This window comes from Allobosea robiniae (assembly GCF_900102525.1).
In the GTDB taxonomy this organism is placed as follows: domain Bacteria; phylum Pseudomonadota; class Alphaproteobacteria; order Rhizobiales; family Beijerinckiaceae; genus Allobosea; species Allobosea robiniae.
The window spans coordinates 521172-546651 of record NZ_FNBZ01000001.1 but is presented as its reverse complement, the minus strand read 5'-3'; the positions used below and the strand labels follow the sequence as shown (position 1 = coordinate 546651).

The 25480-nt window shown below is 67.5% G+C and carries 24 protein-coding genes and 1 tRNA gene; 12 read left to right on the top strand and 13 right to left on the bottom strand.

What is annotated here, in order from left to right:
- Positions 1–25: 25 nt before the first annotated feature.
- Entirely contained in the window at positions 26–1039 is a 1014-nt protein-coding gene (moaA, locus tag BLQ70_RS02465) for a GTP 3',8-cyclase MoaA (RefSeq protein WP_170843325.1), read from the bottom strand.
- 160 nt (positions 1040–1199) lie between these two features.
- On the opposite strand from moaA, the gene BLQ70_RS02460 reads away from it, so the two are divergent.
- Positions 1200–1562, top strand: coding sequence for a gamma-butyrobetaine hydroxylase family protein (locus tag BLQ70_RS02460; RefSeq protein WP_061964315.1), 363 nt, complete (start codon positions 1200–1202; stop codon positions 1560–1562).
- A 42-nt stretch (positions 1563–1604) separates the two neighbouring features.
- Here the strand turns inward: BLQ70_RS02460 and BLQ70_RS02455 are convergent, their stop codons facing one another.
- The 3 genes from BLQ70_RS02455 to BLQ70_RS02445 all read right to left on the bottom strand — a co-directional run bounded on the left by BLQ70_RS02455 (position 1605) and on the right by BLQ70_RS02445 (position 4243).
- Positions 1605–2474, bottom strand: coding sequence for a hypothetical protein (locus tag BLQ70_RS02455; RefSeq protein WP_091855666.1), 870 nt, complete (start codon positions 2472–2474; stop codon positions 1605–1607).
- Positions 2475–2553: 79 nt separating this feature from the next.
- The gene (locus BLQ70_RS02450; RefSeq protein ID WP_061964310.1) at positions 2554–3132 is read right to left on the bottom strand and encodes a L,D-transpeptidase; all 579 of its coding nucleotides are present in this window, start codon (positions 3130–3132) and stop codon (positions 2554–2556) included.
- A gap of 178 nt (positions 3133–3310) precedes the next feature.
- Entirely contained in the window at positions 3311–4243 is a 933-nt protein-coding gene (locus BLQ70_RS02445; RefSeq protein ID WP_244511879.1) for a lytic transglycosylase domain-containing protein, read from the bottom strand.
- A 154-nt stretch (positions 4244–4397) separates the two neighbouring features.
- Between BLQ70_RS02445 and BLQ70_RS02440 the strand changes: the two genes are divergently transcribed.
- On the top strand, positions 4398–5456 hold the full coding sequence (locus tag BLQ70_RS02440) for a hypothetical protein (protein ID WP_091855665.1): 1059 nt from the start codon (positions 4398–4400) through the stop codon (positions 5454–5456).
- A gap of 223 nt (positions 5457–5679) precedes the next feature.
- Positions 5680–5886 carry a hypothetical protein gene (locus tag BLQ70_RS02435; protein ID WP_061964306.1) on the top strand — a complete coding sequence of 69 codons (207 nt, stop codon included), beginning with the start codon at positions 5680–5682 and terminating at the stop codon, positions 5884–5886.
- A 68-nt stretch (positions 5887–5954) separates the two neighbouring features.
- On the opposite strand, the gene BLQ70_RS02430 is transcribed toward BLQ70_RS02435, so the two are convergent.
- A tRNA-Val gene (locus BLQ70_RS02430) sits at positions 5955–6029 on the bottom strand.
- A 28-nt stretch (positions 6030–6057) separates the two neighbouring features.
- Complete coding sequence (gph, locus tag BLQ70_RS02425; RefSeq protein ID WP_091855664.1) at positions 6058–6756, bottom strand: phosphoglycolate phosphatase; 699 nt, start codon at positions 6754–6756, stop codon at positions 6058–6060.
- Between the two features lie 157 nt (positions 6757–6913).
- Here gph and BLQ70_RS02420 point away from each other — a divergent pair, with 157 nt between their 5' ends.
- The 3 genes from BLQ70_RS02420 (at position 6914) to BLQ70_RS02410 (ending at position 8719) form a co-directional block, all read left to right on the top strand.
- A complete protein-coding gene (locus BLQ70_RS02420) occupies positions 6914–7288 on the top strand; it encodes a hypothetical protein (RefSeq protein WP_061964302.1) in 375 nt (124 codons plus the stop codon).
- A gap of 118 nt (positions 7289–7406) precedes the next feature.
- Complete coding sequence (gene rpiA / locus BLQ70_RS02415; protein ID WP_061965507.1) at positions 7407–8108, top strand: ribose-5-phosphate isomerase RpiA; 702 nt, start codon at positions 7407–7409, stop codon at positions 8106–8108.
- Between the two features lie 113 nt (positions 8109–8221).
- Positions 8222–8719: a DUF2059 domain-containing protein gene (locus BLQ70_RS02410; protein WP_061964300.1), complete on the top strand. Its 498-nt coding sequence runs from the start codon at positions 8222–8224 to the stop codon at positions 8717–8719.
- Between the two features lie 87 nt (positions 8720–8806).
- Here the strand turns inward: BLQ70_RS02410 and BLQ70_RS02405 are convergent, their stop codons facing one another.
- Positions 8807–10234, bottom strand: coding sequence for an APC family permease (locus BLQ70_RS02405; RefSeq protein WP_091855663.1), 1428 nt, complete (start codon positions 10232–10234; stop codon positions 8807–8809).
- A gap of 174 nt (positions 10235–10408) precedes the next feature.
- On the opposite strand from BLQ70_RS02405, the gene BLQ70_RS02400 reads away from it, so the two are divergent.
- Positions 10409–11452: an SDR family oxidoreductase gene (locus tag BLQ70_RS02400; RefSeq protein WP_091855662.1), complete on the top strand. Its 1044-nt coding sequence runs from the start codon at positions 10409–10411 to the stop codon at positions 11450–11452.
- Here the strand turns inward: BLQ70_RS02400 and BLQ70_RS02395 are convergent.
- The 3 genes from BLQ70_RS02395 to BLQ70_RS02385 form a co-directional block, all read right to left on the bottom strand.
- Positions 11433–12932, bottom strand: coding sequence for a tripartite tricarboxylate transporter permease (locus tag BLQ70_RS02395; RefSeq protein ID WP_061964294.1), 1500 nt, complete (start codon positions 12930–12932; stop codon positions 11433–11435). The two genes, BLQ70_RS02400 and BLQ70_RS02395, sit on opposite strands and share 20 nt — an antisense overlap.
- A gap of 12 nt (positions 12933–12944) precedes the next feature.
- Positions 12945–13424 (bottom strand): tripartite tricarboxylate transporter TctB family protein, encoded by a 480-nt coding sequence (locus BLQ70_RS02390; protein WP_061964292.1) that lies wholly within the window; start codon positions 13422–13424, stop codon positions 12945–12947.
- A gap of 99 nt (positions 13425–13523) precedes the next feature.
- Positions 13524–14489: a Bug family tripartite tricarboxylate transporter substrate binding protein gene (locus tag BLQ70_RS02385; RefSeq protein WP_091856144.1), complete on the bottom strand. Its 966-nt coding sequence runs from the start codon at positions 14487–14489 to the stop codon at positions 13524–13526.
- Between the two features lie 225 nt (positions 14490–14714).
- Here BLQ70_RS02385 and BLQ70_RS02380 point away from each other — a divergent pair, with 225 nt between their 5' ends.
- From BLQ70_RS02380 to BLQ70_RS02370, 3 genes are all read left to right on the top strand, one after another.
- The gene (locus BLQ70_RS02380) at positions 14715–15971 is read left to right on the top strand and encodes an O-antigen ligase family protein (RefSeq protein WP_091855661.1); all 1257 of its coding nucleotides are present in this window, start codon (positions 14715–14717) and stop codon (positions 15969–15971) included.
- Between the two features lie 9 nt (positions 15972–15980).
- Positions 15981–17351, top strand: coding sequence for a glutathione-disulfide reductase (gene gor / locus BLQ70_RS02375; RefSeq protein WP_091855660.1), 1371 nt, complete (start codon positions 15981–15983; stop codon positions 17349–17351).
- A gap of 321 nt (positions 17352–17672) precedes the next feature.
- Positions 17673–19058 (top strand): class II 3-deoxy-7-phosphoheptulonate synthase, encoded by a 1386-nt coding sequence (locus BLQ70_RS02370; RefSeq protein ID WP_061964286.1) that lies wholly within the window; start codon positions 17673–17675, stop codon positions 19056–19058.
- Positions 19059–19134: 76 nt separating this feature from the next.
- Here BLQ70_RS02370 and BLQ70_RS02365 read toward each other — a convergent pair whose 3' ends face one another.
- Entirely contained in the window at positions 19135–19965 is an 831-nt protein-coding gene (locus tag BLQ70_RS02365) for an outer membrane protein (RefSeq protein WP_091855659.1), read from the bottom strand.
- 153 nt (positions 19966–20118) lie between these two features.
- Between BLQ70_RS02365 and gltX the strand changes: the two genes are divergently transcribed.
- The gene (gene gltX, locus BLQ70_RS02360; protein ID WP_091855658.1) at positions 20119–21474 is read left to right on the top strand and encodes a glutamate--tRNA ligase; all 1356 of its coding nucleotides are present in this window, start codon (positions 20119–20121) and stop codon (positions 21472–21474) included.
- Between the two features lie 110 nt (positions 21475–21584).
- Here the strand turns inward: gltX and BLQ70_RS02355 are convergent, their stop codons facing one another.
- Positions 21585–22907: an MFS transporter gene (locus BLQ70_RS02355; protein WP_091855657.1), complete on the bottom strand. Its 1323-nt coding sequence runs from the start codon at positions 22905–22907 to the stop codon at positions 21585–21587.
- Positions 22908–23094: 187 nt separating this feature from the next.
- Positions 23095–24207, bottom strand: coding sequence for a DUF2865 domain-containing protein (locus BLQ70_RS02350; protein ID WP_162766322.1), 1113 nt, complete (start codon positions 24205–24207; stop codon positions 23095–23097).
- A gap of 321 nt (positions 24208–24528) precedes the next feature.
- Here BLQ70_RS02350 and BLQ70_RS02345 point away from each other — a divergent pair, with 321 nt between their 5' ends.
- Positions 24529–25479, top strand: coding sequence for a phosphoribosylaminoimidazolesuccinocarboxamide synthase (locus BLQ70_RS02345; RefSeq protein WP_061964276.1), 951 nt, complete (start codon positions 24529–24531; stop codon positions 25477–25479).
- Position 25480 lies beyond the last annotated feature (1 nt).

Genomic DNA, 25480 nt, shown 5'->3' with positions numbered 1-25480 from the left:
GCGAGGGGCGGGCGCCCCGGCGGGCTCAGCCGCCGGTGACGCTCATGTGACGGCCGACGGCCGGGCCGGAATGGCGGCGATCGATGATGAAATCGTGGCCTTTCGGCTTGCGCGCGATCGCCTCGTCCATGGCGCGGAAGAGCAGGGCGTCATCCTGCGAGGCCCGGACGGGTGCGCGCAGGTCGGCGGCGTCTTCCTGGCCGAGGCACATGTAGAGCGTGCCGGTGCAGGTCAGCCGCACGCGGTTGCAGCTCTCGCAGAAATTATGGGTCAGCGGCGTGATGAAGCCGACGAGCCCGCCGGTCTCCTTGACGCGGACATAGCGAGCCGGTCCGCCGGTGCGGTAGGGATCGTCGACCAGCGTGTACTTGTCCATCAATCGCCCGCGCACGACCGAGAGCGGCAGGTACTGGTCGACGCGGCCGACCTCGATCTCGCCCATTGGCATCACCTCGATCAGGGTCAGGTCCATGCCGAGTCCGTGCGACCAGAGCATCAGGTGCTCGATCTCGTCGTCGTTGACGCCCTTCAGCGCGACCGCGTTGATCTTGACCCGCATGCCGGCTTTGCGTGCCGCCTCGACGCCGTCGAGCACGACCTTGAGATCGCCTCGGCGGGTGATCTCGCGGAACTTGTCGGGGTCGAGCGTGTCGATCGAGACGTTGATGCGGCGCACGCCGTATCCGGCGAGTTCGGCGGCATAGCGATGCAGCAGCGAGCCGTTGGTCGTCAGCGTCAATTCGTCCAGCGCGCCGGAAGTGAGGTGGCGCGAGAGGGAGCGGAACAGGCTCATGATGTCGCGGCGCACCAGCGGTTCGCCGCCGGTCAGGCGCAGCTTGCGGGTGCCGCGCGCGACGAAGGCGCTGGCGATCCGGTCAAGCTCCTCGAGCGTCAGCAGTTCCTTGCGCGGCAGGAACTTCATGTCTTCGGACATGCAATAGACGCAGCGGAAATCGCAGCGATCCGTCACCGAGATGCGCAGATAGGAAATCTTGCGGCCGAACGGGTCGACCAGGGGCGACCGCGTCAGCGGCTTCATGTCGTCGAGCAGCACGTCTGCCTCACGTTCCCGCATTGTGGAGCGGCCGGTCCGCACAGGATGCGGGCGCGCCTTCACATTGCTATAGCATGACATTGGCACTGCGCCCGTGAAGGTCAAGCGCCTGATCATGGTAGCCTGCGAAGGACGAATACCGCCCATGTCATCCTGGCCGACCGAACTGCGCCTCTCCAAGGACCGCCGGACCCTCCATGTCGCCTTCGAGGACGGTGCGCATTTCGCACTGCCGGCCGAGCTTCTGCGCGTCGAAAGCCCCTCGGCCGAGGTCCAGGGCCACCATCCCAGCCAGAAGACCATCGTGCCCGGCAAGGCCGAGGTCGAGATCCTCCGGGTCGAACCGGTCGGCCACTACGCCGTCAGGCTCGGCTTCGACGACATGCACGATACCGGCATCTATGCCTGGGATTATCTGCGCGATCTCGGTGAACAGGGCGAGGAGAAGATGCGGGCTTATGTCGCGGCCCTGGCCGAGAAGGGGTTGTCGCGCGAGCGGCGGCGGTAAGGAAAGGCTCCGGCTTTCGGCCGACGCCGCTTCGGCGCCAGCTCAGGATGGTGCCACGCCGCCGGAGTGGAGATCGCGCTCGAAAGCGAGATTGGCGGGTTCGAAGCACATCAGCCGCTTCCACTCATGCAGGCCGGGCGAGCCGTGCTCCATGGCGCCATACATGAACCAGCGCAGGCCTTGGGTTTCCGGCGCCTGCCGGTCCAGCAGCCAGCGTGTGGTCTCAAGGAACAACAGCTTCATCGCGCCCGATTGCAGGTAGTCGCCATGGCACATGATGTCATGCGTGCGGCAGAGGTCGCCGACGCGCCGCAACGAGAGATGGGCGACCAGTCGCGGGCCGCTTTCTTCCTGCACGAAGGCGCCCCAGGCCATCGTCCAGTGGCTGGGACAGGGCGGGGACGAGGGCGGCTCCCGCGTATCGGCGATGACGGAAGCCGGGCGGAACCATGCGCTCAGCACCGGCCCGCCTGAGCGGAAGCGCTTGGAGGCGCCGATCGCCGCGATGCTCGCCCTGTAGCTTTCGGGGCGGATAGGCGCGCAGGTGATCCCGAGGCGCGCCGCCTTCTTTGCAGCCCGCGGGATATTGCCGTGCGAACGCTTGGACACGGCGCGCAGATAGGTCTCGGCCGTGGGATAGCGCGTCATGTCGAGGAGCATCGCCGTCGGCACGCCCCGGCGCCGAAAACCCGCCCGCGGGGCGTTGCGGCTGTGAAACCGGATCGCGTCGTCGACGAGGAGCCCGCAGAGCGGATGGTCGCAGCGGTGAGGCGCTTCCGCACGGATATGGGCAATCGGCAGGGCGGCGCCGGGCGGGAGGTCGAAATTCCGCAACCGCGACTTGCGCGCTGCGGATTGCCAGGGTTCCAGCAGCTTATGCAGCCGGCTGGTGAGAAAGCGGGCAAGCGCCATAGGATGGTCGTTCCGGGCAGGGGCGGCCAACGAAAAAGGCCGGCGTCGCCGCCGGCCTCGTTCCAACCTTGCGTTCCGCTCAGCGGGCGACCACGACGCGGGTGCCGACCTTGGCGCGTTCGTAAAGGTCGATCACGTCCTCGTTCAGCATGCGGATGCAGCCCGAGGAGACCGCCTGGCCGATCGTCTCCGGCTCGTTCGAGCCGTGGATGCGGTAGAGGGTCGAGCCGAGATAGAGCGCGCGCGCGCCCATCGGGTTGTCCGGGCCGCCGGCCATGAAGCGCGGCAGGTCGGGGCGACGCTTCAGCATCGAGGCCGGCGGCGTCCAGGTCGGCCATTCCTGCTTGCGCGAAATGGTCTGCGTCCCCGCCCAGTCGAAGCCCGGGCGGCCGACGCCGACGCCGTAGCGCATCGCCTTGCCATCGGCCATCACGAAATACAGGCGCCGCTCGGCCGAATCGATCACGATCGTGCCCGGCCTCTGCTTCGTCGGATAGTCGACGATCTCGCGCGGAATGGCTGTGGCCTGTGCCTTGGCCGGGTCCACATACTGGACCAGCGGCTGGCGGGTCAGAGGGTCGATTTCGGCTCGGGCGGCGGAGCCCAGAGCGAGCAGGCCAAGGCCCGCGAGCGAGGCCAGACGGAGGGAGCGAATCATCGGAGGAACCTCGGGCGGGTCGGGACGGCGGATCGCGAGAATGACGCAGAAAAGTCAACGTCTCATCAACGTCCTGTCAGCTTCCCCGTGACCGTGCAATCGTGCCGCAATCACATCGCCGGGAGCCATCGAGCTTTGCCGCGATGCGTTGCGCGCATGCAACATCGCTGGATTGCCGTCAGCTCCGCAATACGACGCAGGCACCGCGATCGGACTGGATGCGCCGGCACAATGCGATCGCCTCGGCCCGCGTCGCGGCCGGCAGGCGCACCCGGTAGAAGGCACGGGTGCCGCGGCTGCGCAGGCGCGTCCCGATCACCATCGGCGGCAACGCCCCGATGATGGCGCGATGGCGGGCTCCGGCCCGCTGGAAGGTCGCCAGCGCCCGCGCCTTCGAGAAATTGCCGGCGAGCTGAACGCCCCAGGGTGCGAAGGGCGCTTCCGCGATAGCGGGAAGGGCAGGGCGAGACCGTCGGATCGCGACGAGCGTCGGCGCACAGCTCGCCTGCGCATCGCTGTCGCGCGTCGCCGGCGGCATCGGCGGCGAGCGCCCGTCGCCATTGGCGCGGTCGATCGCCTCGTCGGCCCAGTCCTCGGCGGTCCGGCCGGTGATGGCGAACACGTAGTTTTCGGTCTCGCCCGGCAGGAATCGGGCCTGCCCGGCCTTGCGCGCCGCAAGCCAGCCCGCGACGCGATTGGGCCCGCCGTTATAGGCTGCTGCGGCAAGGCCCCAGTTGCCGAAGCGGTCGCGCAGTTCCGCCAGGAAATGCGCTGCCTTGGGCACGGCCTGCTCGGGATCGAAGGGATCGGCGAGGCCGCGCTCGCGCGCCGTGCCGGGCATGAACTGGGCGACGCCCTGCGCGCCGGCCGGGCTGGTGACGCCCGAGCGGAAGCTCGATTCCTGGAAGATCAGGCGGGTCAGGAAGGCGGCGGGCACGCCTTGCGCCTTCGCAGCGTCGTCGATCAGACGGCACAGCGCATCCTGGATGCCGGACGATGCAGGCAACGGCTCTTCCGCCGCCTGTGCGGGGCAGGACAGCGCGAAGGCGAGCAACAGGGCTGCAAGCCCGCGCGGCAAGCGGATCGAACGGTGGAAACGGCCCGGCATCATCCGCCCTCTCTGCCATGTTCGGCTGCTTGCGGCCATCAGGCGCGCCTTTCGCGTTGTGACGAGGTGCCGGCCTGTGCGATGAGGACGCCGCGCGGTCGCCGGGTCATCGAGTGGCCGTGCCTCGGTTCGGTGAAGCTCGCAGCGGAAGGCCGGAATGGCGAAGGCCTGGATTCAGTGGTCGCGATGGTTCCTGGGAGCAGCGGTCGTCGGCGCAGGCGTGCTCTTCGCCTTCGTCGCGACGCTCGATCCCTTCGGCATGCGCGTTCATGCCGGGCAGGCGCCGCGGCCGATCATGGATATCAACCAGCGCTTCATGTACCCGCAGCTCGTCCGCTCCGGGCGTTTCGACGCGGCGGTGATCGGCACCTCGACGATGCGCCTGCTCGACCCCGAGGTTCTGTCGCGCCGCCTCGACGCCCGCTTCGTCAATCTCGCGATGAATGCGGCAACCCCTTGGGAACAGACGCAGATGGCGCGGCTCTTCCGGGAGCATGTCCAGGCGCCCAAGCGCCTGATCTGGGGCATAGACACGACCTGGTGCGAGGCCGACGCGACCGATGAGGCCAGGCGCCTGACGCCGCGACCGGTGCCGGGCTGGCTCTCCCGTGAGGTCGGCTGGAGCGACTGGCCGAAGCTGCTCAACCTGACCAATCTCGAGATCGCCGGCCGGCTGATGGCCTATAAGCTCGGCTGGTCGCGGGAGCGCATCCGCGGCGACGGCTACGAGGTCTTCACACCGCCGGAGGCGAGCTACGATCTCGCCCGGGCGCGCAGCCATATCTATGCGAGCCATGGCGGCGCGATCGCCGATCTGGCGCCCCTGTCGCCTGCGGCCGCCATAGCGCCGGCCGAGAGCGCCGGCTGGCACTTCCCGGCCCTGTCCTGGCTGGAGGAGAGCATTGCAGCCTTTCCGAAGGCGACGCAGGTGATGCTGGTGCTGCCGCCCGCTCATCTTGCGGCCTATCCGCGCCAGGGCTCGGCCGCCTGGCAGCGCTATGCCCGCTGCAAGGCGGATATCGCCGCGCTGGCCCGCCGCCATGGCGCTGTGGTCGTCGACTACGCCCACGCCTCGCCGATCACGGCGCAGGATGCCAATTATTGGGACCCGCTGCATTTCCGGCTGGCGATCGCGGCTCGATTCGGCGAGGAACTCGCGCAGATCGGCAAGGGTGGTACGGCGCGAGATGACGGCGCAGTGATCGTATTGCGCTGACCGAGTCGATCGGCAGCCCTGAGCTGCGGCGTTGAACCGGTTACCCTGCCGCAGCGACTACCTCACGGATGCACAATCCTGTTTTTGACTTTGCCCGCTGGCTCGCGCCGGCGGGCTTTTTGCGTTCGCGGGGAGCGGCCGGTATTGGAGCGTGATGGGTGGCGCATGCCGAACTCTGCCGTGCTGCCGTCGGACGCCCATCAGCACAGGATTGAAACCGATCATGCCGAAGCTCTGCAAGTTCACCTCGCCTGCCGATGGCAAGCCCGTCTACGTCAACCCGGAGCAGGTGGCGGTCGTCTATCAGTTCAAGGGTGAGCCGCCGGACACGATCATCGCCTTCCGGAAGGACTTCCTTCTCGGCGTCAGGGAGAGTGTCGACGAGGTCGTGGCGACCCTGGAGCGGGCGTCGTCGGATAAGGCCGGCTGACGCCCAGGCAGACTGCGGCTGGACGCCGCACCCAGATAGATGATGAGGTTTGGGAGCGTCCGGGAAAATGGTGGGCGATACAGGGATCGAACCTGTGACCCCTCCCGTGTGAAGGGAGTGCTCTACCGCTGAGCTAATCGCCCGAACCCGGCCTCTCCTAGTCGGCGCGCCTCATGCCGTCAAGGATGCGCGGGAAGGAGATTTGAGCACGCGGTCGACCGCCTCGGCCAGCTCGTCGAAATGCTGGATGACGAAATCCGGCTCCAGCGTCTCGATCGGCACATCGGTATAGCCGAAGGGCACGCAGATCGTCGGGATGCCGGCGGCGCGCGCGGTCGCGATATCCGTGCGGGAATCGCCGATCATCACGGCCCGCGCCGGATCGGCCTTGGCTGCCGCGATCGTCAGGGTGAGATGGCGCGGATCCGGCTTGAAATAGGGGAAAGAGTCGCGCCCGGCGACCGCGGCGAAGCGCCCGGAAATACCGAAATGGTCAAGGATAAGCCGTGTGTGCAGGATCGGCTTGTTGGTGCAGACCGCGAGCGCATACCCGTCGGCGGCGAGCGCATCGAGCGCTTCGAGCACGCCGTCGAAGAGATGGCTGTTTGCCGCGGTATCCTCGGCATAGATCGTCAGGAAATCCGCGAAGAGCCGCTCCAGCGTTTCGGCATCGAGCGGCCGGCCCGAAACCTTGAAGCCGCGTTCGATCAGGGCCCGGGCGCCCGCGCCGACCAGTTCGCGCGCCCGCTCCAGCGGCAGCGCCGCGAGGCCTTCGCGCACCAGGATCACGTTGAGGACCCGCATGATGTCCGGCGCCGTCTCGGCAAGGGTTCCGTCGAGATCGAAGACGACGATGGGAGGCAGGCTCATGGTCGGGACTTTCGAGGCGATGCGAGGGGGAAGAGCTTCGGTTAAAGGTCTTCGGCGCCGGGCTGGCAAGTCCCGTGATGACGCCTCCCCAAATTTGCCGCACGGGATGGTATCGTTGCCGCGATTCGTCGCGCGGCCGGCGACAGGGAAGATTGTCATGTCGAAGATTACGGGAATCGCAGGCGCGGTGCTGGGGATTGCGGGCACGCTGCTGGGCGCGGCGCCGGCCTGGGCCGGTCCTTTCGAGTTCGCGCCCGCGCCGCAGAACGATCTCAACCGCGTCTATCGGATCGACAAGGCGACGGGCGAGGTCGGCGCCTGCCAGTTCCAGCTCAAGGAGGGCGGTGTCGGCCTGACGGTCTGCTTTCCCTCGGGCGAGGGGGCCGGCCCGCAGGCGCCCAGCGATTACGGCCTGATGCCGTCGCGCCATGAGAAGGAAGGCGGCATCTTCCGTGTCAATATCCGCACCGGCGAGATGAGCATCTGCTACGTCTTCGACGACAAGACGGTGTGCACGCCCCAGACGAAATGAAGCCGGGAGCCCTCCGCGCGCTGGACTCGAACGCGGCCGCGGGGCAGGAGAGCGCCGTCGTCCGCCAAGGCTAGGATGGGCGGCGGGTGTTTTCCACAAGTTGAGCCGGACGAAGCTGATGACTGCCGACGACCTGAAGAAGCTGGCTGCCGCCCGCGCGCTCGAGCTCGTGCGGCCGGGCATGCGCCTTGGCCTCGGCACCGGCTCCACGGCGAAGCATTTCGTCGATCTGCTTGGCCTGCGTGTCGCAGCCGGCTTCGAGGTTCTCTGCGTCTCGACCTCTGAGGCGACGCAGGCCCAGGCGGTTGCGCTGGGCATTCCGATGTCGACGCTCGACGAGACGCCGGAGCTGGATCTCACCATCGACGGGGCCGACGAGGTCGATCCCCAGCTGCGCCTGATCAAGGGCGGGGGCGCGGCGCTGCTGCGCGAGAAGATCGTCGCGGCGGCTTCCGCCCGCATGATCGTGATCGCCGATGACGGCAAGCTGGTGCAAACGCTCGGGCGTTTCCCGCTACCGATTGAGGTTGTGCCCTTCGGGCTCGAGGCGACGCGCCGGGCCGTGGCGGCGGCCATCGCCGCCGCGGGCTCGGCAGGCCGGCTCTCGCTGCGCCAGCGGGCGGACGGCACGACGCTCGTCACCGATGGTGGCCACTATATCCTCGACGCCCATCTCGGCACGATCGAGCGCCCTGAGTTGCTCGCACAATCGCTGAACGTCGTGCCCGGCGTCGTCGAACACGGCCTGTTCATCGGGCTGGCCTCGGGCGCCATCCTGGCCGGTGCCGATGGGCTCCGGCTGCTCGGCAAGATCGAATGATTCCATTCCGGCGCAAGACACGCTAAGGAACGCGCCACAATGACCGATTCATCGTTGTCGGAGGCGCAATCGCGCGCTCCGGCGGTGGGTCGCTGATAAAGGGGTTTCAACGCATGATCCGTCGTTCTCTCGCCCGGGCTGCCCTTGGTCTGGCGCTCATCTGCGCAGCGCCCGCCTTTGCCCAGGCGCCGGCGCTGACGCCGAGCCATCTGCAGGTGGCGCGCGAGGTCGCGGACGTGACCGGCGTCACGGCCGGCATCACGAACATCTACGGCGAGTTCGAGAAGAGCGTACAGGACATCCTCGCGACCCGACCCGAGATGAAGAAGGACGCGGACGCCGTCGTCGCCGCCCTGAAGCCGGAAGCCGACAAGCGCGCCGACGAGATGGCCAAGACCGCGGCCGAGGTCTTCGCCCGGAAGATGACCGAGGCGGATCTCAAGGAGATCGCGGCCTTCTTCAAGTCTCCGGTCGGCCAGCGCTACAATGCGCTGCGGCGCGAGGCGATGGACGATCTGCTGCTCGTCCTGCAGCCCTGGACCGTGCAGACCAGCCAGTATCTGTTCGACCGCTTCTCGCAGGAGATGCGCAAGCGCGGCCACACTTTCTGAGCCCAGGCGTGGCCTGAGCCGCACGATGTCGAAAAGGGCCGGCGAGCATGCGCCGGCCCTTTCTCGTTGCGGAGCGTCCCGCTTCGGTCAGTTGACCGGGCCGCGGCCGCCGATGTCTTCCATCAGCGGGTCGCTGGGCAGGGTTCCGGTCTTGCGGTTGACGATGACGGTCACGACCCACAGCACCACGCCGACACCGATCAGCACGCCGGCGATCGTGTACTGGACCGACGCGCGTCCGGTCCACGGCCCGGCCAGGAAGGCGCAGGAGATCGCGCCGACGATCGGCAGGAAGGTCGGCGTGCGGAAATGTCCGTGCTCGACCTTGTCGTTGCGCAGCACCAGCACGGCGACGTTGACCACGGTGAAGACGCAAAGCAGCAGCAGCGCCGTCGTGCCGCCCAGCGCCGGCACCTCGCCGACGAAGGTGATCAGCGCGAACGCAAGCAGACTGGTGAAGCCGATCGCGACATAGGGCGTGCGGCGGGTCGGGTGGACCTTGCCGAGGATGGGCGGCAGCACATGCTCGCGGCTCATGCCATAGACCAGCCGGCTCGCCATCAGCATGTTGATCAGGGCGCTGTTGGCGACCGCGAACATGGTGATGAAGCCGAAGATCCAGATCGGGAAGTTCGGCGCGCCGGCCTGCACCACCTTGAGCAACGGCGTCTCGCCCTCGCCGAGCTGCTCGGGCGGGACGAGCGTGATCGCCGAGACCGAGACCAGCACGTAGATCACGCCGGTGATGAAGAGGCCGGCGAGCAGGATCTTGGGGAAGATGCGGCTCGGGTCCTTGGTCTCCTCGGCCATGTTGACCGAGTCCTCGAAGCCCACCATGGCGAAGAAGGCCAGCGTCGTCGCCGCGATCACCGGCCAGAACACGCCACCATCGGCCGTCGTCTTGAACTCCATCACGCGCGAGACATCACCCTGGCCGGCGGCGATCGCCATCATGCCGATGGTGATGATGATCAGCAGGCCGGTGAGCTCGACGCAGGTCAGCACGACATTGGCCTTCACGCTCTCGCCGACGCCGCGCAGGTTCACGATCGCGACGATCACCATGAAGCCCAGTCCGATCAGCGTGATGCCGATGCCGCCGGAGAGCCCCAGCCCGAACGCGTTGGACATGTTGGCGGCGAAGGCGCGCGAGGCGGTCGAGGCCGAGGTGATGCCGGAGCACATCACCGCGAAGGCGACGATGAAGGTGATGAAATGCACCCCGAAAGCCTTGTGCGTGTAGAGCGCGGCGCCCGCGGCTTGCGGATATTTCGTGACGAGTTCGAGATAGCTGAAGGCCGTCACCATCGCGACCGCGAAGGCGACGAGGAACGGCAGCCAGACGACGCCGCCGACCTGGTTCGCGACCTGCCCGGTCAGGGCATAGATGCCCGTGCCCAGGATATCGCCGACGATGAAGAGCAGGAGCAGCCATGGCCCCATGACGCGGTGCAGGCTGGGCTCGGCGGCGGTCTGGCCTTTCCCGGCCGGAGCGCCAAGCGTGGTGTCGCTCATCGATAGTCTCCCTCTGCCGCGGCATCGATGGCGATGCCGGCTCTGGGACAACACAGTTTCGCCGCGATGGTTCATCGGCTGGCCTGCTCTGTCCACTGGCCGGTTGCGCTCTGGCGTCATGGCGAAGCGGGCGTTATGGCCGGACGCTCGAACTGAAACACCGGAGCCGGCGACATGACCCGCGATCTCGTCCTCGTGACCGGAGGCTCCGGCTTCCTTGCCGGGCACTGCATCCTGTCGCTGCTCGAAGCCGGTTACGACGTTCGCGCGACGCTGCGCGACCCGGCCCGCGAAGCCCCTCTCCGGGAGGCGTTGCGCTCGGCGGGGATGGATGCCGGCGACCGCCTGCAGGTCGCGGTCGCAGACCTGATGAGGGACGAAGGCTGGGTCGAGGCAGCATCCGGTTGCGCCTATGTCCAGCACGTGGCCTCGCCGCTGGCCGCCGCCGCACCGAAGGATGAGGACGAACTGATCCGCCCGGCGCGGGACGGGACGCAGCGCGTCCTGCGGGCGGCGCACCGGGCCGGGGTGAGGCGCGTCGTGCTGACCTCGTCCTTTGCCGCGATCGGCTATGGTCGCGCCGTGAAGCGCCCCTATGACGAGCGCGACTGGACGAACGCGGCCGCGCCGGGGCTGGCTGCCTATCCGAAATCCAAGGCGTTGGCCGAGCGGGCTGCCTGGGATTTCGTCGACGGCGAAGGGCAGGGGCTGGAGCTTTCGGTCGTTAACCCCGTCGGCATCTTCGGACCGCTGCTCGGTCGGGACCTGTCGGCTTCGATCCTGCTGGTCAAGACCATGCTGGACGGCCGGCTCTGGGCGGTGCCGCGCCTGATGTTCGGCGTGGTCGACGTGCGCGATGTCGCCGACCTGCATCTGCGCGCCATGACCGACGCGGCGGCAGCCGGCGAACGCTTTCTGGCCACGGCCGGCGACTTCATGACGATGCAGGCGATTGCCCAGGCGCTGAAGGATGGCCTTGGCGAGAATGCCGCGCGCGTCTCGACCCGCGTGCTGCCGGACTGGCTGGTGCGTTTCGCAGCGCGCTTCAGCGCGACCGCGCGTCAGGCGGCGACACCCGAACTCGGCCGCAGCAAGAATGCGACGAGCGCCAAGGCGCAGGCCATGCTGGGCTGGCAGCCGCGCCCGGCCGCGGAGGCTCTCGTCGCCACGGGCGAGAGCCTCATCCGGCTCGGCTTCGTCAGTCCTCGGAAGCCTTAAAGCGGTTCAGCCCCTTCATCGCGAACGGTGCCACCAGCGCCAGGAAGGCGATGCCGAGCAGCGTCGCCGAGATCGGGTTCTCCAGGAGGATCATCGGATCGCCGAGGCTGATCTGCAGCGCGCGGCGCAACTGCGCCTCCGCCATCGGGCCGAGGATGAGCCCGACGACCATCGGCGCCACCGGATAGTCGTAGCGGCGCATCAGATAGCCCATGAAGCCGAAGGCGAAGAGCATGCCGAGCTCGACCGGCGAGCTGTTGACCGCCAGCGTGCCCATCGTCGCGAAGACGATGATGCCGGCATAGAGCCAGGGCTGCGGGATCGCCAGCAAACGGACCCAAAGGCCGATCAGCGGCAGGTTGAGGATCACCAGCATGACGTTGGCGACGAAGAGCGAGGCGATCAGGCCCCAGACCAGGTCAGGCTTCTCGGCGAAGAGCAGCGGGCCGGGATTCAGCCCGTATTGCTGGAAACCGGCGAGCATGATCGCCGCCGTCGCCGAGGTCGGCAGGCCGAGCGTCAGCAGCGGCACCAGCGTGCCGGCGGCCGAGGCGTTGTTGGCCGCTTCCGGTCCGGCGACGCCCTCGATCGCGCCCTTGCCGAACTCGTCCGGGTATTTGCAGAGCTTCTTTTCGGTCGAATAGCTCAGGAAGGTCGGCACCTCGGCGCCGCCGGCCGGCAGGGCGCCGATCGGGAAACCGAAGGCGGTGCCGCGCAGCCAGGGCGCCCAGGAGCGCTTCCAGTCTTCCTTGGTCATCCACAGCGAGCCCTTGATCGGAATGATCTCCTCGGGGTCGCGGAAGCGCTTGGAGGCGACGTAGAAGGCCTCGCCCACCGCGAACAGGCCGACGGCGAGCGTCGTGACCTCGACGCCGTTGAGCAGTTCCGGCACGCCGAAGGTCAGGCGCGCCTGGCCGGTGAGCTTGTCGATGCCGATCAGGCCCAGCGTGATGCCGAGGAACAGGCTCGTCAGGCCGCGCAGTGGCGAGTCGCCGAATGTCGCGGAGACCGTGACGAAGGCGACGATCATCAGCGCGAAATAGTCCCAGGGCCCGAATTTCACCGCGATCTGGACGAGCCAGGGCGCCAGGAACGCAAGGCCGATCGTCGCGATCAGGCCGGCGACGAAGGAGCCGATCGCCGAGGTCGCGAGCGCCGGTCCGCCACGGCCGGCCTTGGCCATCTTGGAACCTTCGAGCGCGGTCGCGAGCGAGGCGCTTTCGCCCGGCGCATTGAGCAGGATCGCGGTGGTCGAGCCGCCATACATGCCGCCATAGTAGATGCCGGCGAACATGATCAGCGACCCGGCCGGATCGAGCTTGAACGTCACCGGCAGCAGTAGCGCCACGGTCAGCGCCGGGCCGATGCCCGGCAGCACGCCGACGGCCGTGCCGAGGAAGACGCCGATCAGGCAGAACATCAGCTTGGCGGGCTCGAAGGCGACGCCGAAACCGTGCATCAGGGAGAGCATCGTATCCATGTCGGGCTCTCCTCAGAGGAACAGGCGCTCGAGCGGACCCGACGGCAGGATCAGCGTCAGGAGCTTGGCGAAGACGAGGTAGATGACGAGGCCGAGCACGAAGCCGATCACGGCGTCGACCAGCAGGCCCTGCCGGCCCATGCCGCGGGCGGTGCAGGCGAAGACCACGGCGATGGCGATGATGAAGCCGCCGCCGAGCCCGATGCAGGCGATCAGGAAGATCAGGCCGCCCGCGATCCAGAGCAGGGCCTTGCTGTCGGCCTCCTCGGGCCGCGGCAGGCCCTCGCGGAAGGCGACCACGAAATGCGCCAGGCCGAGGATGACGAGCCCCGCCGCGACGACATAGGGCATGGCCGTCGGGCCGACGCCGTATGTGGAGGTGATCGTCTGCTGGGAGGCGTCGTAGCCGACGAAGGCGGCGACGATCAGCAGCAGGACGCCCACCAGCAGGGCCGGCTTGTTGGCACCTTGCGTGCGCGTGTCGTTGGTCATGGCGTTCCCGCAGTGGTGGCCGGCGTCGTTCTTGGCGCTTCTGGCGGTTGGAAAAGGGGCCGGTTTCCCGGCCCCTGCTGGTTCTGGTGCGGTGCTGGCTTACTTCACCAGGCCGACATCGACCATGACCTTGGAGACGCGTTCGATCTCGCCCTTCAGGAAGGTGTCGAAAGCGGCGCCGCCGAGGAAGGAATCGTCCCAGCCGCGGGCCTTGAGGATTTCCTGCCATTCCTTCGACTTGACCATCTTCTCGACCGTGTCGGTCAGGGCCTTGGTCTGCTCGGCGGAGAGGCCGGGAGGCGCCACGACAGAGCGCCAGTTCAGGAGCTCGAGATCGATGCCCTGCTCCTGCAGCGTCGGCGCGTCAGGCGCGTTCTCGAGGCGCTTGGGCGAGGAGACCGCGAGCACGCGCAGCTTGCCGGCCTTGATCTGACCCTCGAACTCGCCATAGCCGGAGACGCCGGCCGTGACGCGCCCGCCGAGCATCGCCGCTAGGGCCTCGCCGCCGCCCGAGAACGGGATGTAGTTGATCTTCTTGGCGTCGGCGCCGACAGCCTTCGCGAACAGCGCCGCGAGGATGTGGTCGGTACCGCCGGCCGAGCCGCCGGCCCAGGTCACCTTCGCCGGGTCAGCCTTCAGGCGCTCGGCCAGGTCCTTGGCGGTCTTGAGCGGCGATTCCGTCGGCACGACGATGACTTCGGCCTCGGCGGTGAGGCGCGCGATCGGCGTGACCTGGGTCAGGTTGACCGGTGACTTGTTGAGTAGGATGGCGCCGACCATGACGAAGCCGTTGACCATCAGCTGGTCGCCGGCGCCCTTGGCGCCGATCAGCTGGGCGAGGCCGATGGTGCCGCCCGCGCCGGTCACGTTGTTGACCTGCACGCTCTTGACGATGCCGGCGGCCGTCAGCGCCTGCTGCATCGAGCGGGCCGTGCCGTCCCAACCGCCGCCCGGCGCCGCGGGGGCCATGATCTTCAGCTCGGCGAGCTGGGCGAAGGCCGCCGTCGAGAGGGCAGCCAGGGCCACCGCCGTCAGGGCCGTGCGCTTCAGGATGGATGTCAGCATGAATTCCTCCGCTTGCGGGGCTTTGCCCCCGGGTTTCTTGAGGCGCTCCGCCTGTGGCACCTTGCCGCGCCGGTCGTCAATTGCGCCTGATTGCATAATCGGAAGTCAAGAATTTTCGACGACAGGGCGTTTTCGCCGCATCTTCTATGCCTTTGGTTCTACGACTCGATCGATTGTTCAGGGCTGCCACTGGCCGCGCCCGGCAGGATCGCGTAAGCGCAGGCCATGAGCCCCCCGATAATTCCCGGCTTCCCGCCTTCTGAGCCGATTCTGTCGCGGCGTCTCGTGCGTCTCGGCACGGGCCTGTTGATCGCATTGCCGCTGGCCATGTGGCTCGCGAACCGCTCCGCTCCGCTTGTCCTGGGATTGGCTGCCCTGTGCTTTCTCGCGTCGGTGGTCGCGGCTGAGGGCTGGTCCTCGCTTCTGCAGCGTCTCCGGGCACGGCTGCTTGCGCCGGCCGGGCTGGCGCTCGGCGGTTTCCTGCTCTGGTCGCTGGCCACCATCGCCTGGAGCCACCGCATGGGGCCGAGCCTGGCGATGTGGGGCGAGCTCGCCCTGCCGATGGCGAGCGGCCTCGTCATCGCTGCCAGCGGCCGCTTCCATCCGGATCGGCGGGAAAGCCGCGCTCTGGCGGTTGCGATCGCCCTTGCAGGGGTCCTGATGATGGCAGAACTCGCAACCAACCTGTCCGTACGCATCGCGCTCGATATCGGCAAGCAGGTCACCTACATCTTCAACCGCCCCGTGCTGACCTGCCTTGTCCTGCTGCCCGTTGCGGTTGCGGGGCTCTCCTTGCGGTGGCGCGGCAGCGCGCTGGACTGGCTGCTGGCGGCGGCTGCGGTCGTGGTCGTCGCCATGATCTCCTTCGATTCCGAGAGCGGGGCGGCCGGCCTCGGTTTCCTGCTTCTCGCGCTGACCTGGCTCGCCGCCCGACTGCTGCCCCGCCTGATGCTCGCGCTCGTCGCCCTGGGTTTCGTCGCCACGATGGCGCTGGCGCCGGTGATGGGGCGCCTCGGTGATGAAGCGCTGCCGCAATCCCTGCATGAACGGCTCGCCAATTCCCATTCGCGCGACCGGGTCGACATCTGGCTGAGCTTCGGCGAGGCCATCCGGGCGCGCCCCGTGCTGGGCTCCGGCTTCGGCACGTCGCCCACACTGGATCGTCATCCGGTGGCGCTTGAAGTTTCGCCGCCGCGCCGCCAATTGCTCGCGGTCGGTCATCCGCACAGTGCGCCGGTCCAGGCCTGGGTCGAGACGGGCGCGATCGGTGCGGCCCTGCTGACGCTGGCTGGTCTGGCGCTGCTGTGGCGCCTGAGGCATCTGCCGGCGCGCGACCTTGCACCGCGCCTGGCGCTGGCAGCCTGCGCCTTCGGGGTGGCGACGGTGGCGCACGGGGCCTGGCAGGGGTGGTGGATCGCCGCGCTGGCGCTGGCGGCCGTCTGGTTTTTCTGCGGCGTGCCGTCTGCCGATCGGCACGATTGAGAGGATATCATGGCTGAGTTCGACGTCGATCTCTTCGTCATCGGGGCGGGTTCAGGCGGCACGCGTGCGGCGCGCATCGCCGCCGGCCATGGCGCCCGCGTGATGATCGCCGAGGAGGACCGGATCGGCGGCACCTGCGTCATCCGCGGCTGCGTGCCCAAGAAGCTCTTCGTCTATGCCAGCCGCTTCGCCGAGGATTTCGAGGACGCCGCCGGCTTCGGCTGGACGCTGCCGCAGGCGCCTGTCTTCGACTGGCCGACATTGCGCGATGCCGTGGCCAACGAGGTCACGCGCCTGTCCGGCCTCTATCGCAAGGGGCTTGAGGGCGCCAAGGTCGAGATCCGCGAGGAGCGCGCCGTCGTCGAGGGGCCGCATCGGGTCCGGCTGGCGAAGAGCGGCGAGGTCATCCGCGCCCGTCACATCCTCGTCGCGACCGGTGGCTGGCCCTCCTTCGATCCGCCGATCCCCGGTGGCGAGCTCGGCATCTCCTCCAACGAGATCTTCCATCTGCCGGCGCTGCCGAAGCGCCTGCTGGTCGTCGGCGGCGGCTATATCGCGCTCGAATTCGCCAGCCTCTTCGCCCGCCTGGGCGTCGCGGTGACAGTGCTGCACCGGGGCGACAACATCCTGCGCGGCTTCGACGAGGACATCCGCAACCGCCTGCGCGACGCGCTCGTCCATGCCGGCATCACCCTGCGGCTCGGCTGCACGATCGAGCGGATCGAGGAACTGCCGGACGGTGCCCGCCGCGCTCATTGCGCCAAGGGGGCGCCGATCGACGCCGATATCGTCCTCGTCGCCACCGGCCGCAGGCCGAATACGCGCGGCCTTGGCCTGGAGCAGGCCGGCGTCGCGCTCGGCTCGCTCGGCGAGATCGAGGTCGATGCGGCATCGGCCAGCAGCGTGCCCTCGATCCATGCCGTCGGCGACGTGACCAACCGGGTCAACCTGACGCCGGTCGCGATCCGCGAGGGCCACGCCTTCGCCGACAGTACCTTCGGCAGCCGGAACTGGACCGTCGACCATGCCACCATCGCCTCGGCCGTCTTCACGACGCCGGAGGTCGGCACTGTCGGCCTGTCGGAGGAGCAGGCCATAGCGGCGGGGCACAAGGTCACCGTCTTCGAATCCGGCTTCCGCCCGATGAAGGCGACGATCTCCGGCCGGCAGGAGCGCATCTACATGAAGCTCGTCGTCGACGCGCAGTCGGACAAGGTGCTCGGCGTCCATATCCTCGGCCACGATGCCGGCGAGATCGTCCAGGCCGTCGCGATCGCCGTGACGATGGGTGCGACCAAGGCCGATTTCGACCGCACCATCGCGCTGCATCCCAGCGCAGCGGAAGAGCTGGTGACGATGCGCACGCCGCGGGCGGGCTGAGGCAACGAGCCACCTTTGTCATTCCGGGTTCTTCGCTTCGCGAAGCCCGAGAATGACAAAGCTCGTTCCCGCCGCTGCGTTGAATCGCTCTGTGAAGCGCTTGAATCAGGGTGGCAGGCCGTTGCCGCGATAGGTCAACGGCTTCCGCTATTTCGTTGCGGAGAATCGCCTTTTCCGATGCGTTCGCTGAGCGACGACGCTGCCGGGAGCGCGGCCTTCCGCCAGATGGTGGTCATTCCCACATCATCGGTGTATAGCCGCCCCTTCGCGCTACCAAGAGGTTAACGTTGCGCGATCTCACAGTCAGGAGCACGTAGTCCCATGTCCGAGCGGTGGACGCCAGAGAGCTGGAGGGCCAAGCCCGTCCAGCAGATTCCGGAATATCCGGACCAGGCAGCCTTGAAGGCGGTCGAGCAGCAGCTCGCCGGCTTTCCGCCGCTCGTTTTTGCAGGCGAGGCGCGCAAGCTCAAACGGGCGTTGAGCAAGGTCGCCGCCGGCGAGGCCTTCCTGCTGCAGGGGGGCGACTGCGCCGAGAGCTTCGCCGAGCATTCGGCCGACAATATCCGCGATTTCTTCCGGCTGTTCCTGCAGATGGCGGTCGTCCTGACCTTCGCTGGCGGCTCGCCGGTGGTGAAGGTCGGCCGTATCGCCGGCCAGTTCGCCAAGCCGCGCTCGGCCCCGACCGAGACGATCGGCGGCGTCGAGCTGCCGAGCTACAAAGGCGACATCGTCAACGATAACGAGTTCACGGCCGAGGCGCGCATCCCCGATCCGCGTCGCCAGCTCGAGGGCTATCGTCAGTCGGCGGCGACGCTGAACCTGATCCGCGCCTTCGCGACCGGCGGCTATGCCAACCTCGACAACGCGCATCGCTGGATGCTCGGCTTCGTCAAGGATAGCCCGCAGTCGCATCGCTACCAGGAGGTGGCCGAGCGCATCACCGAGGCGCTGGACTTCATGCGCGCCATCGGCATCGATCCGGAGACCCATCCGGAGATGCGCACGACCGACTTCTACACCAGCCACGAGGCGCTGCTGCTCGGCTACGAGCAGGCGATGACGCGGACGGATTCGACGACCGGCGAATGGTACGCCACCTCCGGCCACATGGTCTGGATCGGCGACCGCACGCGTCAGATCGATCATGCCCATGTCGAGTTCTTCCGCGGCATCAAGAACCCGATCGGCCTGAAATGCGGCCCCTCGACCACGGTCGATGGCCTGCTCAAGCTGATCGACGTGCTCGATCCGCAGAACCAGGCGGGGCGGCTGACGCTGATCGCGCGCTTCGGCGCCGACAAGGTCTTCGACCATCTGCCGGCGCTGGTGCGGGCGACGAAGCGGGAAGGCCGCAACGTCGTCTGGTCCTGCGACCCGATGCACGGCAACACGGTCAAGGCCGCGAGCGGCTACAAGACCCGGCCCTTCGACCTGATCCTGGGCGAGGTGAGGAACTTCTTCGCCGTCCATGAGGCCGAAGGCACCCATGCCGGCGGCCTGCATCTGGAAATGACTGGCAAGAACGTCACCGAATGCACCGGCGGCGCCCGCGGCATGACCGATGCGGACCTCAACGACCGCTACCACACGTTCTGCGATCCGCGCCTCAACGCAGAGCAGGCGCTGGAGCTCGCCTTCATCGTCGCCGAGCTGGTCAAGCGCCAGCGCGCCGGCCGGGCGCGGCCCGAGGTCGAGGCGGCCGAGTAGGGCGTTTCGCCAGCGAACGAAAAAGAAAAGGCCGGGGCTTTCGCCCCGGCCTTTTTTACAGTCCGTCGATGATCGCTCAGAATTTCAGGGCGGCGCCGACACGGGCGGTATTGACGTTGACCGTCACGCCTTCGACGTCGTTGAAGCTGCTGAACAGATACTCGCCGCGGACCACAAAGTTGTCGGTGAGGGCGGCTTCCAAACCACCGCCCACCGAATAGCCGTAGCCCCAGACGTCCTTCTTCGCCCCGCCAAGAATGCGCGGCCAGCCGAAGTAATTGTTTCCGTTGGCGTTTGCCCAACCGGCAGCGACGGCGACGTTGGTGTCGAAGCGGCCGGCGGCGGCGCCGGCCGTGAAGTACGGCATCCACATGCCGTAGGCATAGCCGAGGCGGATACGGGCGTTGACGTAGTCGTTCAATCGCGCATTCTGGACGGAGGCGATCGCCATTGCACCAGAGCTCAGCAGGCGCGCTTCCAGCGTGGATGCGGATGTGGACTGGTCGATGCGGGAGTACTCCGCCTCGAAGCCGATGACCGCATCGCCGAAAGCCATGTTGTACCCGGCGAACACGCCGAAGCTTGTGCCACGATCGCTGCGGGGCGAGGTGAGGACGAGCTGTCCTGGATCGAGCTCGTTCAGGACAGTGGTGCCGTTATAGGCGCCTCTGGCGATGTCGAGAACGCCCTTGTCGGTGCGAAAACGTGTTTGCGAGAGGCCACCGAAGCCACCGAGATAGAAACCCGACCAATTGTAGGATCCGCCGGAGAATGTCGGAGCCGGTGGCGCGTCCTCGATCTGCGAGCCGCGCAGCACCGGATAATCGGCGGCGAGTGCGGGGGCGGTAAGTGTCGTGGCGGCGAGGGCGATGAGCCCGAAGCTTGGCGCGATGGAACGGATGCGCATCCTGATCTCCCCGAGCAGCGGTCCGGTTCCACCCGTTTCACCCTGCTCCAGGGATGATTCATGCCTCGGTAACCCTAATGTCGGGTTAACGATGGGGAACTTCGGTCAACGACGCGATTGTCGCGTGCCGGCAAACGCGCCATAAGCCGGGCCATGACACTGTCTGCTGCAATTCGGCCTCTGGTTCGCTTCGCGCCGTCGCCCACCGGCTACCTCCATATCGGCAATGCCCGGCCGGCGTTGTTCAACTGGCTGTTCGCCCGCCGGCATGGCGGCCGCTTCCTGCTGCGCTACGACGATACCGATATCGCCCGCTCGAAGGCGGAATATGCCGAGGCCATCGCCGAGGACCTGGGCTGGCTCGGGATCGTGCCCGATCAGGTGATCCGCCAGTCAGAGCGGCTGGCGATCTATGACGCCGCAGCCGAGCGCCTGCGCGGGGCAGGGCGGCTCTACCCCTGCTACGAGACGGCAGACGAACTCGACCGGCGCCGCAAGCGCCAGCTCGCCCGCGGCCTGCCGCCGATCTACGACCGCGCCGCGCTGAAGCTCACCGACGAGCAGAAGGCGGCCTTCGCGGCGGAAGGACGTAAACCTCATTGGCGCTTCCTGCTGGAGGCCCGCGAGGTCGCCTGGGACGATCTGGTCCGCGGCGCCTCGCATGTCGATTGCGCCTCGCTTTCGGACCCGGTTCTGGTGCGCGAAGACGGCAGCTATCTCTACACGCTGCCCTCCGTCGTCGATGACATCGAGACCGGCGTGACCCATGTCATCCGCGGCGAGGACCATGTCACGAACACCGCGGTCCAGGCTCAAATCTTCGAGGCACTCGGCGCGAGCCTGCCCGTCTTCGGCCATCACAACCTGCTGACCACGGCGAGCGGCGAGGGACTGTCGAAGCGCCTCGGACATCTCTCGCTGCGCGGCCTGCGCGAGACCGGCGTCGAGGCGCTGGCCGTGGCGGCGCTCGCGACGCTGGTCGGCACCTCCGATGCGGTGCGCCCGGTCGCGAGCCTGGACGAGCTCACCGGGTTGGTCGAACTCGCCCATGTCTCGCGCGCGCCGGCTAAGTTCGACGAGCACGAGCTGGAGACACTGAGCGCTCGCACGCTGCATCAGTTGCCACTGGCAGCGGTATCGGAGCGGTTGGCTGCGCTCGGCCTCCCGGTCGACGAGGCGTTCTGGCAGGCCGTGCGCGGCAATCTCGCGAAGCTGGACGAGGCCGCCCAGTGGTGGCGCGTCGTGCAGGGGCCGGTCACACCGGTGATCGCGGATCCGGGCTTTGCCGCGACGGCGGCTGAGCTGCTGCCGGCAGAGCCCTTCGATGCCACGACCTGGAAGAGCTGGACGCAAGCCGTCTCGGCCGCGACGGGTGCCAAGGGCAAGGCACTGTTCATGCCGCTGCGCCAGGCCCTGACCGGGCTCGACCACGGACCGGAGCTGGCCGCCCTGCTACCGCTGATCGGCCGGGAGAAGGCGCTGAAGCGGCTGGCCGACCAGAGCGCCTGAGCGCTCCCGCCGTCATTCTCGGGCCGCGCAGCGGATCCGAGAATCTCGTTCAGGATAGAGCAGTGGTTTCCGAGATGCCCGGGACAAGCCCGGGCATGACGGCTCTTTCCTCACTCATGCCGCTCCATCGCCGAGGCGTGCTTGGTGTCGCGCATGGTCGAATAGACCAGGAACGACAGGAAGATGATGCCGGCGAGGTAGTAGTAGAACCACTGCTCGTGGCCCTGCTGCTTGAAGAACAGCGCGATGGCCGGCGCGGTGCCGCCGAAGATCGAGACCGTCACGGCATAAGGCACGGCGACGCCGGTGGCCCGGATTGCGGTCGGGAACAGCTCCGCCTTCACCACCGCATTGATCGAGGTGTAGCCCGCCGTGAAGAGCCAGGCGCCGCAGAGCAGCAGGAAGGCGACGAAGGCCGATTTCGTCCCGGCCAGCGTGGTCAGGATCGGCACGGTCAGCAGCGTGCCGGCGAGCCCGAAGAAGATCAGCAGTGGTTTGCGGCCGATCCGGTCGGAGATCGCGCCATAGATCGGTTGCAGCACTGCCGCGAAGATCAGTGAGCCTGCGATGACATAGGTCGTGGTGATGTCGGAGAGGCCGACCGTCTGCTTGACGAAGGTCTGCATATAGGTGGTGAAGGTGTAGAAGGCGGCGGTGCCGCCGGCTGTCAGGCCGACCACGATCGCCACCTCGCGCGGATATTTCAGCAGGCCCTTGAGCGAGCTTTCCTTCTTCATCGTCGCCTTGGCGGCCTCGAAGGATTCGGTCTCGTGCATATGCCGGCGCATGAACATCGCGGTGACGGCGAGAATCGCGCCGATGACGAAGGGGATGCGCCAGCCCCAGTCGACGAGCTGCTCATGCGTCAGGAAGACGTTCTGGAGCAGCAGCAGCACCAGGATCGCGGTGAGCTGGCCGCCGATCAGCGTCACGTACTGGAAGCTCGAATAGAAGCCGCGATGCTCGGGATCGGCGATTTCGGTGAGATAGGTCGCGCTCGCCCCGTATTCGCCGCCGAGGCTCAGGCCTTCGATGATGCGCGCCAGCGCCAGCAGGGCCGGTGCCGCGAAGCCGATCGTCGCATAGGTCGGGGTGAAGGCGATGATCAGTGAGCCGAAACACATCATCAGCACTGACACCATCAGCGAGAGCCGCCGGCCATAGCGATCGGCGAGATGGCCGAAAAGCCAGCCGCCGATCGGCCGTACGATGAAGCCCGCCGCGAACAAGGTCGCGGCGTTGAGCTGTTGCACCACCGGATCATGCGAGGGAAAGAACGCCGGCGCGAAATAAAGCGCGAAGGCCGTATAGGCGTAGAAATCGTACCACTCGACGAGATTGCCGACCGAGCCGATGAAGATCGCCTTGAGGCGGCGTTTGGCATCGCCGAATTCGATGGGATGGGCGGGAGGTGTCGCAGTTGTCTCGGACATGGCGGCCTTCTGAGCTGGGGAGCGTCAGAAGCGGGCGCGCGGCGCGAGGGCCGCGGGACGGGTCTGGCGGCCTCCCGGAGGCGGCTTGGATGGCCCTGTTATGCGGCGGTTTCGGCTATGCGTCCAGCAGCCGGCGTGCCGTTCCGGGGTGGTCTTCCATGCGTCGCTGGCATGGAACTTTTCGCCTTCAGGGCCGCGCGACCTGCGGGCTCAGGTTGGGCGCGAGATTGGGCGCGACGATCCGCACCGCGCGGCGCTCGCCGGTCGTGCTGCGCGATTCGCTCTTCAACCCGTCCTTCTTGTCGAGCACTTTCTCACCCACCGCATCGGGGCCGACGCCGGCCGATTCGGTGCCGGATGTCGGCGAATCCTCGGATGGCATCGGCTTCTCGTCCGGGATTTCCGGAACAGGGGCCGGCGCCGGCGCCACCGCCTGGGCGGCTGCTCCCTTGCGCTTGGGATCGGGCTTCGGGCGCGACAGTTCGGCGGCGCGCTGCTCGCTGACGATGACGTCGCCCTTGCGCTTGTCGAGCAGGTATTCGGCATCCTTGAGGGCGGCCGACCAGCTCTGTCCCTGCCCGCGGCAGGTGCAGGCGGCATCGAAGCTGCGGGTATATTTGCCGGCATTGGCCAGCGAGGAATAGGGCTGGCCGGTCGCGCGCGAGGCAGCGTTCTGGATGTCGCCGCCGGTGCTCATGCCATAGGCCAGCGTCTCGGTGCCCGGGCAGAGCGCCTGGCACATCTCGTCGCCATTGCCGGTATTGTTCGAGAGCGGGAAGAAGAAGCCGTCGCAGGTCCGGACGCAGACGGTCTGCGGGCCGCCCAGGCGCGGCTTGGCCGGCTCGGTCGGCTGCTCGGGGTCGAGTTCGGGCAGGGTCGAATCGATTTCGCCGGGGCCTGGATCGCGCCCGAAGATCGTGTCGAAGAAACCGCGCGGCTGCCCCCGGCAGTTGTTGTTGATGGCCGCCGCGAGCTGGGCCCGGCGCTGCTCGATGCCGCCGCCTTCCGCCTGGCGCTGCAGCGCGCCGTACTGGTTCTGCAACTGGCCGAGCTGCTGGCGGATGAAATTGCATTGCGGCGGCGCCGAATCGAAGAAGCTGAAGCCGCGGTCGCAACCCATCGAGCGGTACTGGTCGCTGAGGCGCGCGAGCTGGGCGCCGACGCGCCGCGCGGCCTGCGCCGCACGGGGATCGCTGCCGCTCCGGCCCTGAAGGCCGTCCAGCTCGGCTCGCCAGGCATTGCAGGACGCCGACTGCGCCACAGCGGTGCCACCGAGGGCCGCCAGCATCAGAAGGGCCATGCCGAAGCGTCTGGAAAGTCGCAGCATCATCGCGGGTCGGGTCACGTCATCCATGGTCGAGCCGGCGGGCCGGCCCTGTTCGGGAGCTTTGGTCTAGAACACCCGCCAAACACGACGGAACTATGGAGCGGAGCCTCGCCTGATAGGCCGCGGGGACGCTCCATCGCGAGGGCCTCGCATGCCACATTCAGGCAGGCGCAGCAATCCGGGGACGCATGCGCCGCGCCGATGGTGGAAAACTTCCGTTCTGGTTAGAAGACCTGTGGCAGCGGCAAGGCCGCGCCGGCCTTCCGTGCAGCGCCAACGAGGCAAGCCCCGCCCATGTCCGATTATCTGCCTCTTCACGAAGCCGTCATCCCGGAGCTGCCGAACTATTATCGCGGCAAGGTCCGCGAGAATTACGACCTGCCCGACAACCGCCGCATCCTGATCTCGACCGACCGGCTCTCCGCCTTCGACCGGGCGATCGCCGCGATTCCGCTGAAGGGCCAGGTGCTGACGCAGACGGCGCGCTACTGGTTCGAGCAGACCGCCGATATCTGCCCCAACCATGTGCTGGAATACCCGGACCCGAACGTGGTGGTCGGCCGGCGGCTGGAGATCCTGCCCGTCGAGATGGTGGTGCGCGGCTATCTCGCCGGCACGACCGGCACCTCGATCCTGACCATGTACAAGCAGGGCCGGCGCGAGATGTACGGTATGACGCTGCCGGAGGGCCTGCGCGACAATGAGGCGCTACCGCAGGCGATCATCACCCCGACCAGCAAGGCTTTCGACGGCGGCCATGACGAGCCGCTCTCGGCCGCGCAGATCGTCGGCGAGGGTCTGCTGACGCAGAAGCAATGGGACGAGGTTTCGGCCTATGCGCTGGCGCTTTTCGCCCGCGGCCAGAAGCTCGCCCGCGAGCGCGGGCTGATCCTTGCCGACACCAAATACGAGTTCGGCACCGATGCCGAGGGCCGCATCGTGCTGGCCGACGAGATCCACACGCCGGATTCCAGCCGCTACTGGTTCGCGGAAACCTATCCCGAGCGCTTCGCTGCCGGCGGAAAGCCCGAATCCTTCGACAAGGATTTCGTGCGCAACTGGGTTGTGGCGCGCTGCGATCCTTATACGCAGGACCTGCCGCCGATCCCGCAGGAGCTGATCGACCAAACGTCGGCGGTCTATGTCCGGGCCTATGAGGCGATCACGGGCACGGCTTTCGCCTATCCGCCGAAGGGCGAGGACCCGGCGCAGCGCATCCGGCGCAATCTGGCGCAGTATTTCTGAG

Coding starts and splice junctions, on each gene's coding strand:
- gor (WP_091855660.1), top strand. CDS start 15,981: ATGGCTGAGTTCGACGTCGATCTCTTCGTCATCGGGGCGGGTTCAGGC.
- BLQ70_RS02455 (WP_091855666.1), bottom strand. CDS start 2,474: ATGGCGCTTGCCCGCTTTCTCACCAGCCGGCTGCATAAGCTGCTGGAA.
- BLQ70_RS02410 (WP_061964300.1), top strand. CDS start 8,222: ATGATCCGTCGTTCTCTCGCCCGGGCTGCCCTTGGTCTGGCGCTCATC.
- rpiA (WP_061965507.1), top strand. CDS start 7,407: ATGACTGCCGACGACCTGAAGAAGCTGGCTGCCGCCCGCGCGCTCGAG.
- BLQ70_RS02380 (WP_091855661.1), top strand. CDS start 14,715: ATGAGCCCCCCGATAATTCCCGGCTTCCCGCCTTCTGAGCCGATTCTG.
- BLQ70_RS02450 (WP_061964310.1), bottom strand. CDS start 3,132: ATGATTCGCTCCCTCCGTCTGGCCTCGCTCGCGGGCCTTGGCCTGCTC.
- BLQ70_RS02405 (WP_091855663.1), bottom strand. CDS start 10,234: ATGAGCGACACCACGCTTGGCGCTCCGGCCGGGAAAGGCCAGACCGCC.
- BLQ70_RS02420 (WP_061964302.1), top strand. CDS start 6,914: ATGTCGAAGATTACGGGAATCGCAGGCGCGGTGCTGGGGATTGCGGGC.
- BLQ70_RS02400 (WP_091855662.1), top strand. CDS start 10,409: ATGACCCGCGATCTCGTCCTCGTGACCGGAGGCTCCGGCTTCCTTGCC.
- BLQ70_RS02435 (WP_061964306.1), top strand. CDS start 5,680: ATGCCGAAGCTCTGCAAGTTCACCTCGCCTGCCGATGGCAAGCCCGTC.
- BLQ70_RS02460 (WP_061964315.1), top strand. CDS start 1,200: ATGTCATCCTGGCCGACCGAACTGCGCCTCTCCAAGGACCGCCGGACC.
- BLQ70_RS02345 (WP_061964276.1), top strand. CDS start 24,529: ATGTCCGATTATCTGCCTCTTCACGAAGCCGTCATCCCGGAGCTGCCG.
- BLQ70_RS02355 (WP_091855657.1), bottom strand. CDS start 22,907: ATGTCCGAGACAACTGCGACACCTCCCGCCCATCCCATCGAATTCGGC.
- BLQ70_RS02390 (WP_061964292.1), bottom strand. CDS start 13,424: ATGACCAACGACACGCGCACGCAAGGTGCCAACAAGCCGGCCCTGCTG.
- gltX (WP_091855658.1), top strand. CDS start 20,119: ATGACACTGTCTGCTGCAATTCGGCCTCTGGTTCGCTTCGCGCCGTCG.
- BLQ70_RS02445 (WP_244511879.1), bottom strand. CDS start 4,243: ATGATGCCGGGCCGTTTCCACCGTTCGATCCGCTTGCCGCGCGGGCTT.
- BLQ70_RS02370 (WP_061964286.1), top strand. CDS start 17,673: ATGTCCGAGCGGTGGACGCCAGAGAGCTGGAGGGCCAAGCCCGTCCAG.
- gph (WP_091855664.1), bottom strand. CDS start 6,756: ATGAGCCTGCCTCCCATCGTCGTCTTCGATCTCGACGGAACCCTTGCC.
- BLQ70_RS02350 (WP_162766322.1), bottom strand. CDS start 24,207: ATGGCCCTTCTGATGCTGGCGGCCCTCGGTGGCACCGCTGTGGCGCAG.
- BLQ70_RS02385 (WP_091856144.1), bottom strand. CDS start 14,489: ATGCTGACATCCATCCTGAAGCGCACGGCCCTGACGGCGGTGGCCCTG.
- moaA (WP_170843325.1), bottom strand. CDS start 1,039: ATGAAGCCGCTGACGCGGTCGCCCCTGGTCGACCCGTTCGGCCGCAAG.
- BLQ70_RS02395 (WP_061964294.1), bottom strand. CDS start 12,932: ATGGATACGATGCTCTCCCTGATGCACGGTTTCGGCGTCGCCTTCGAG.
- BLQ70_RS02365 (WP_091855659.1), bottom strand. CDS start 19,965: ATGCGCATCCGTTCCATCGCGCCAAGCTTCGGGCTCATCGCCCTCGCC.
- BLQ70_RS02440 (WP_091855665.1), top strand. CDS start 4,398: ATGGCGAAGGCCTGGATTCAGTGGTCGCGATGGTTCCTGGGAGCAGCG.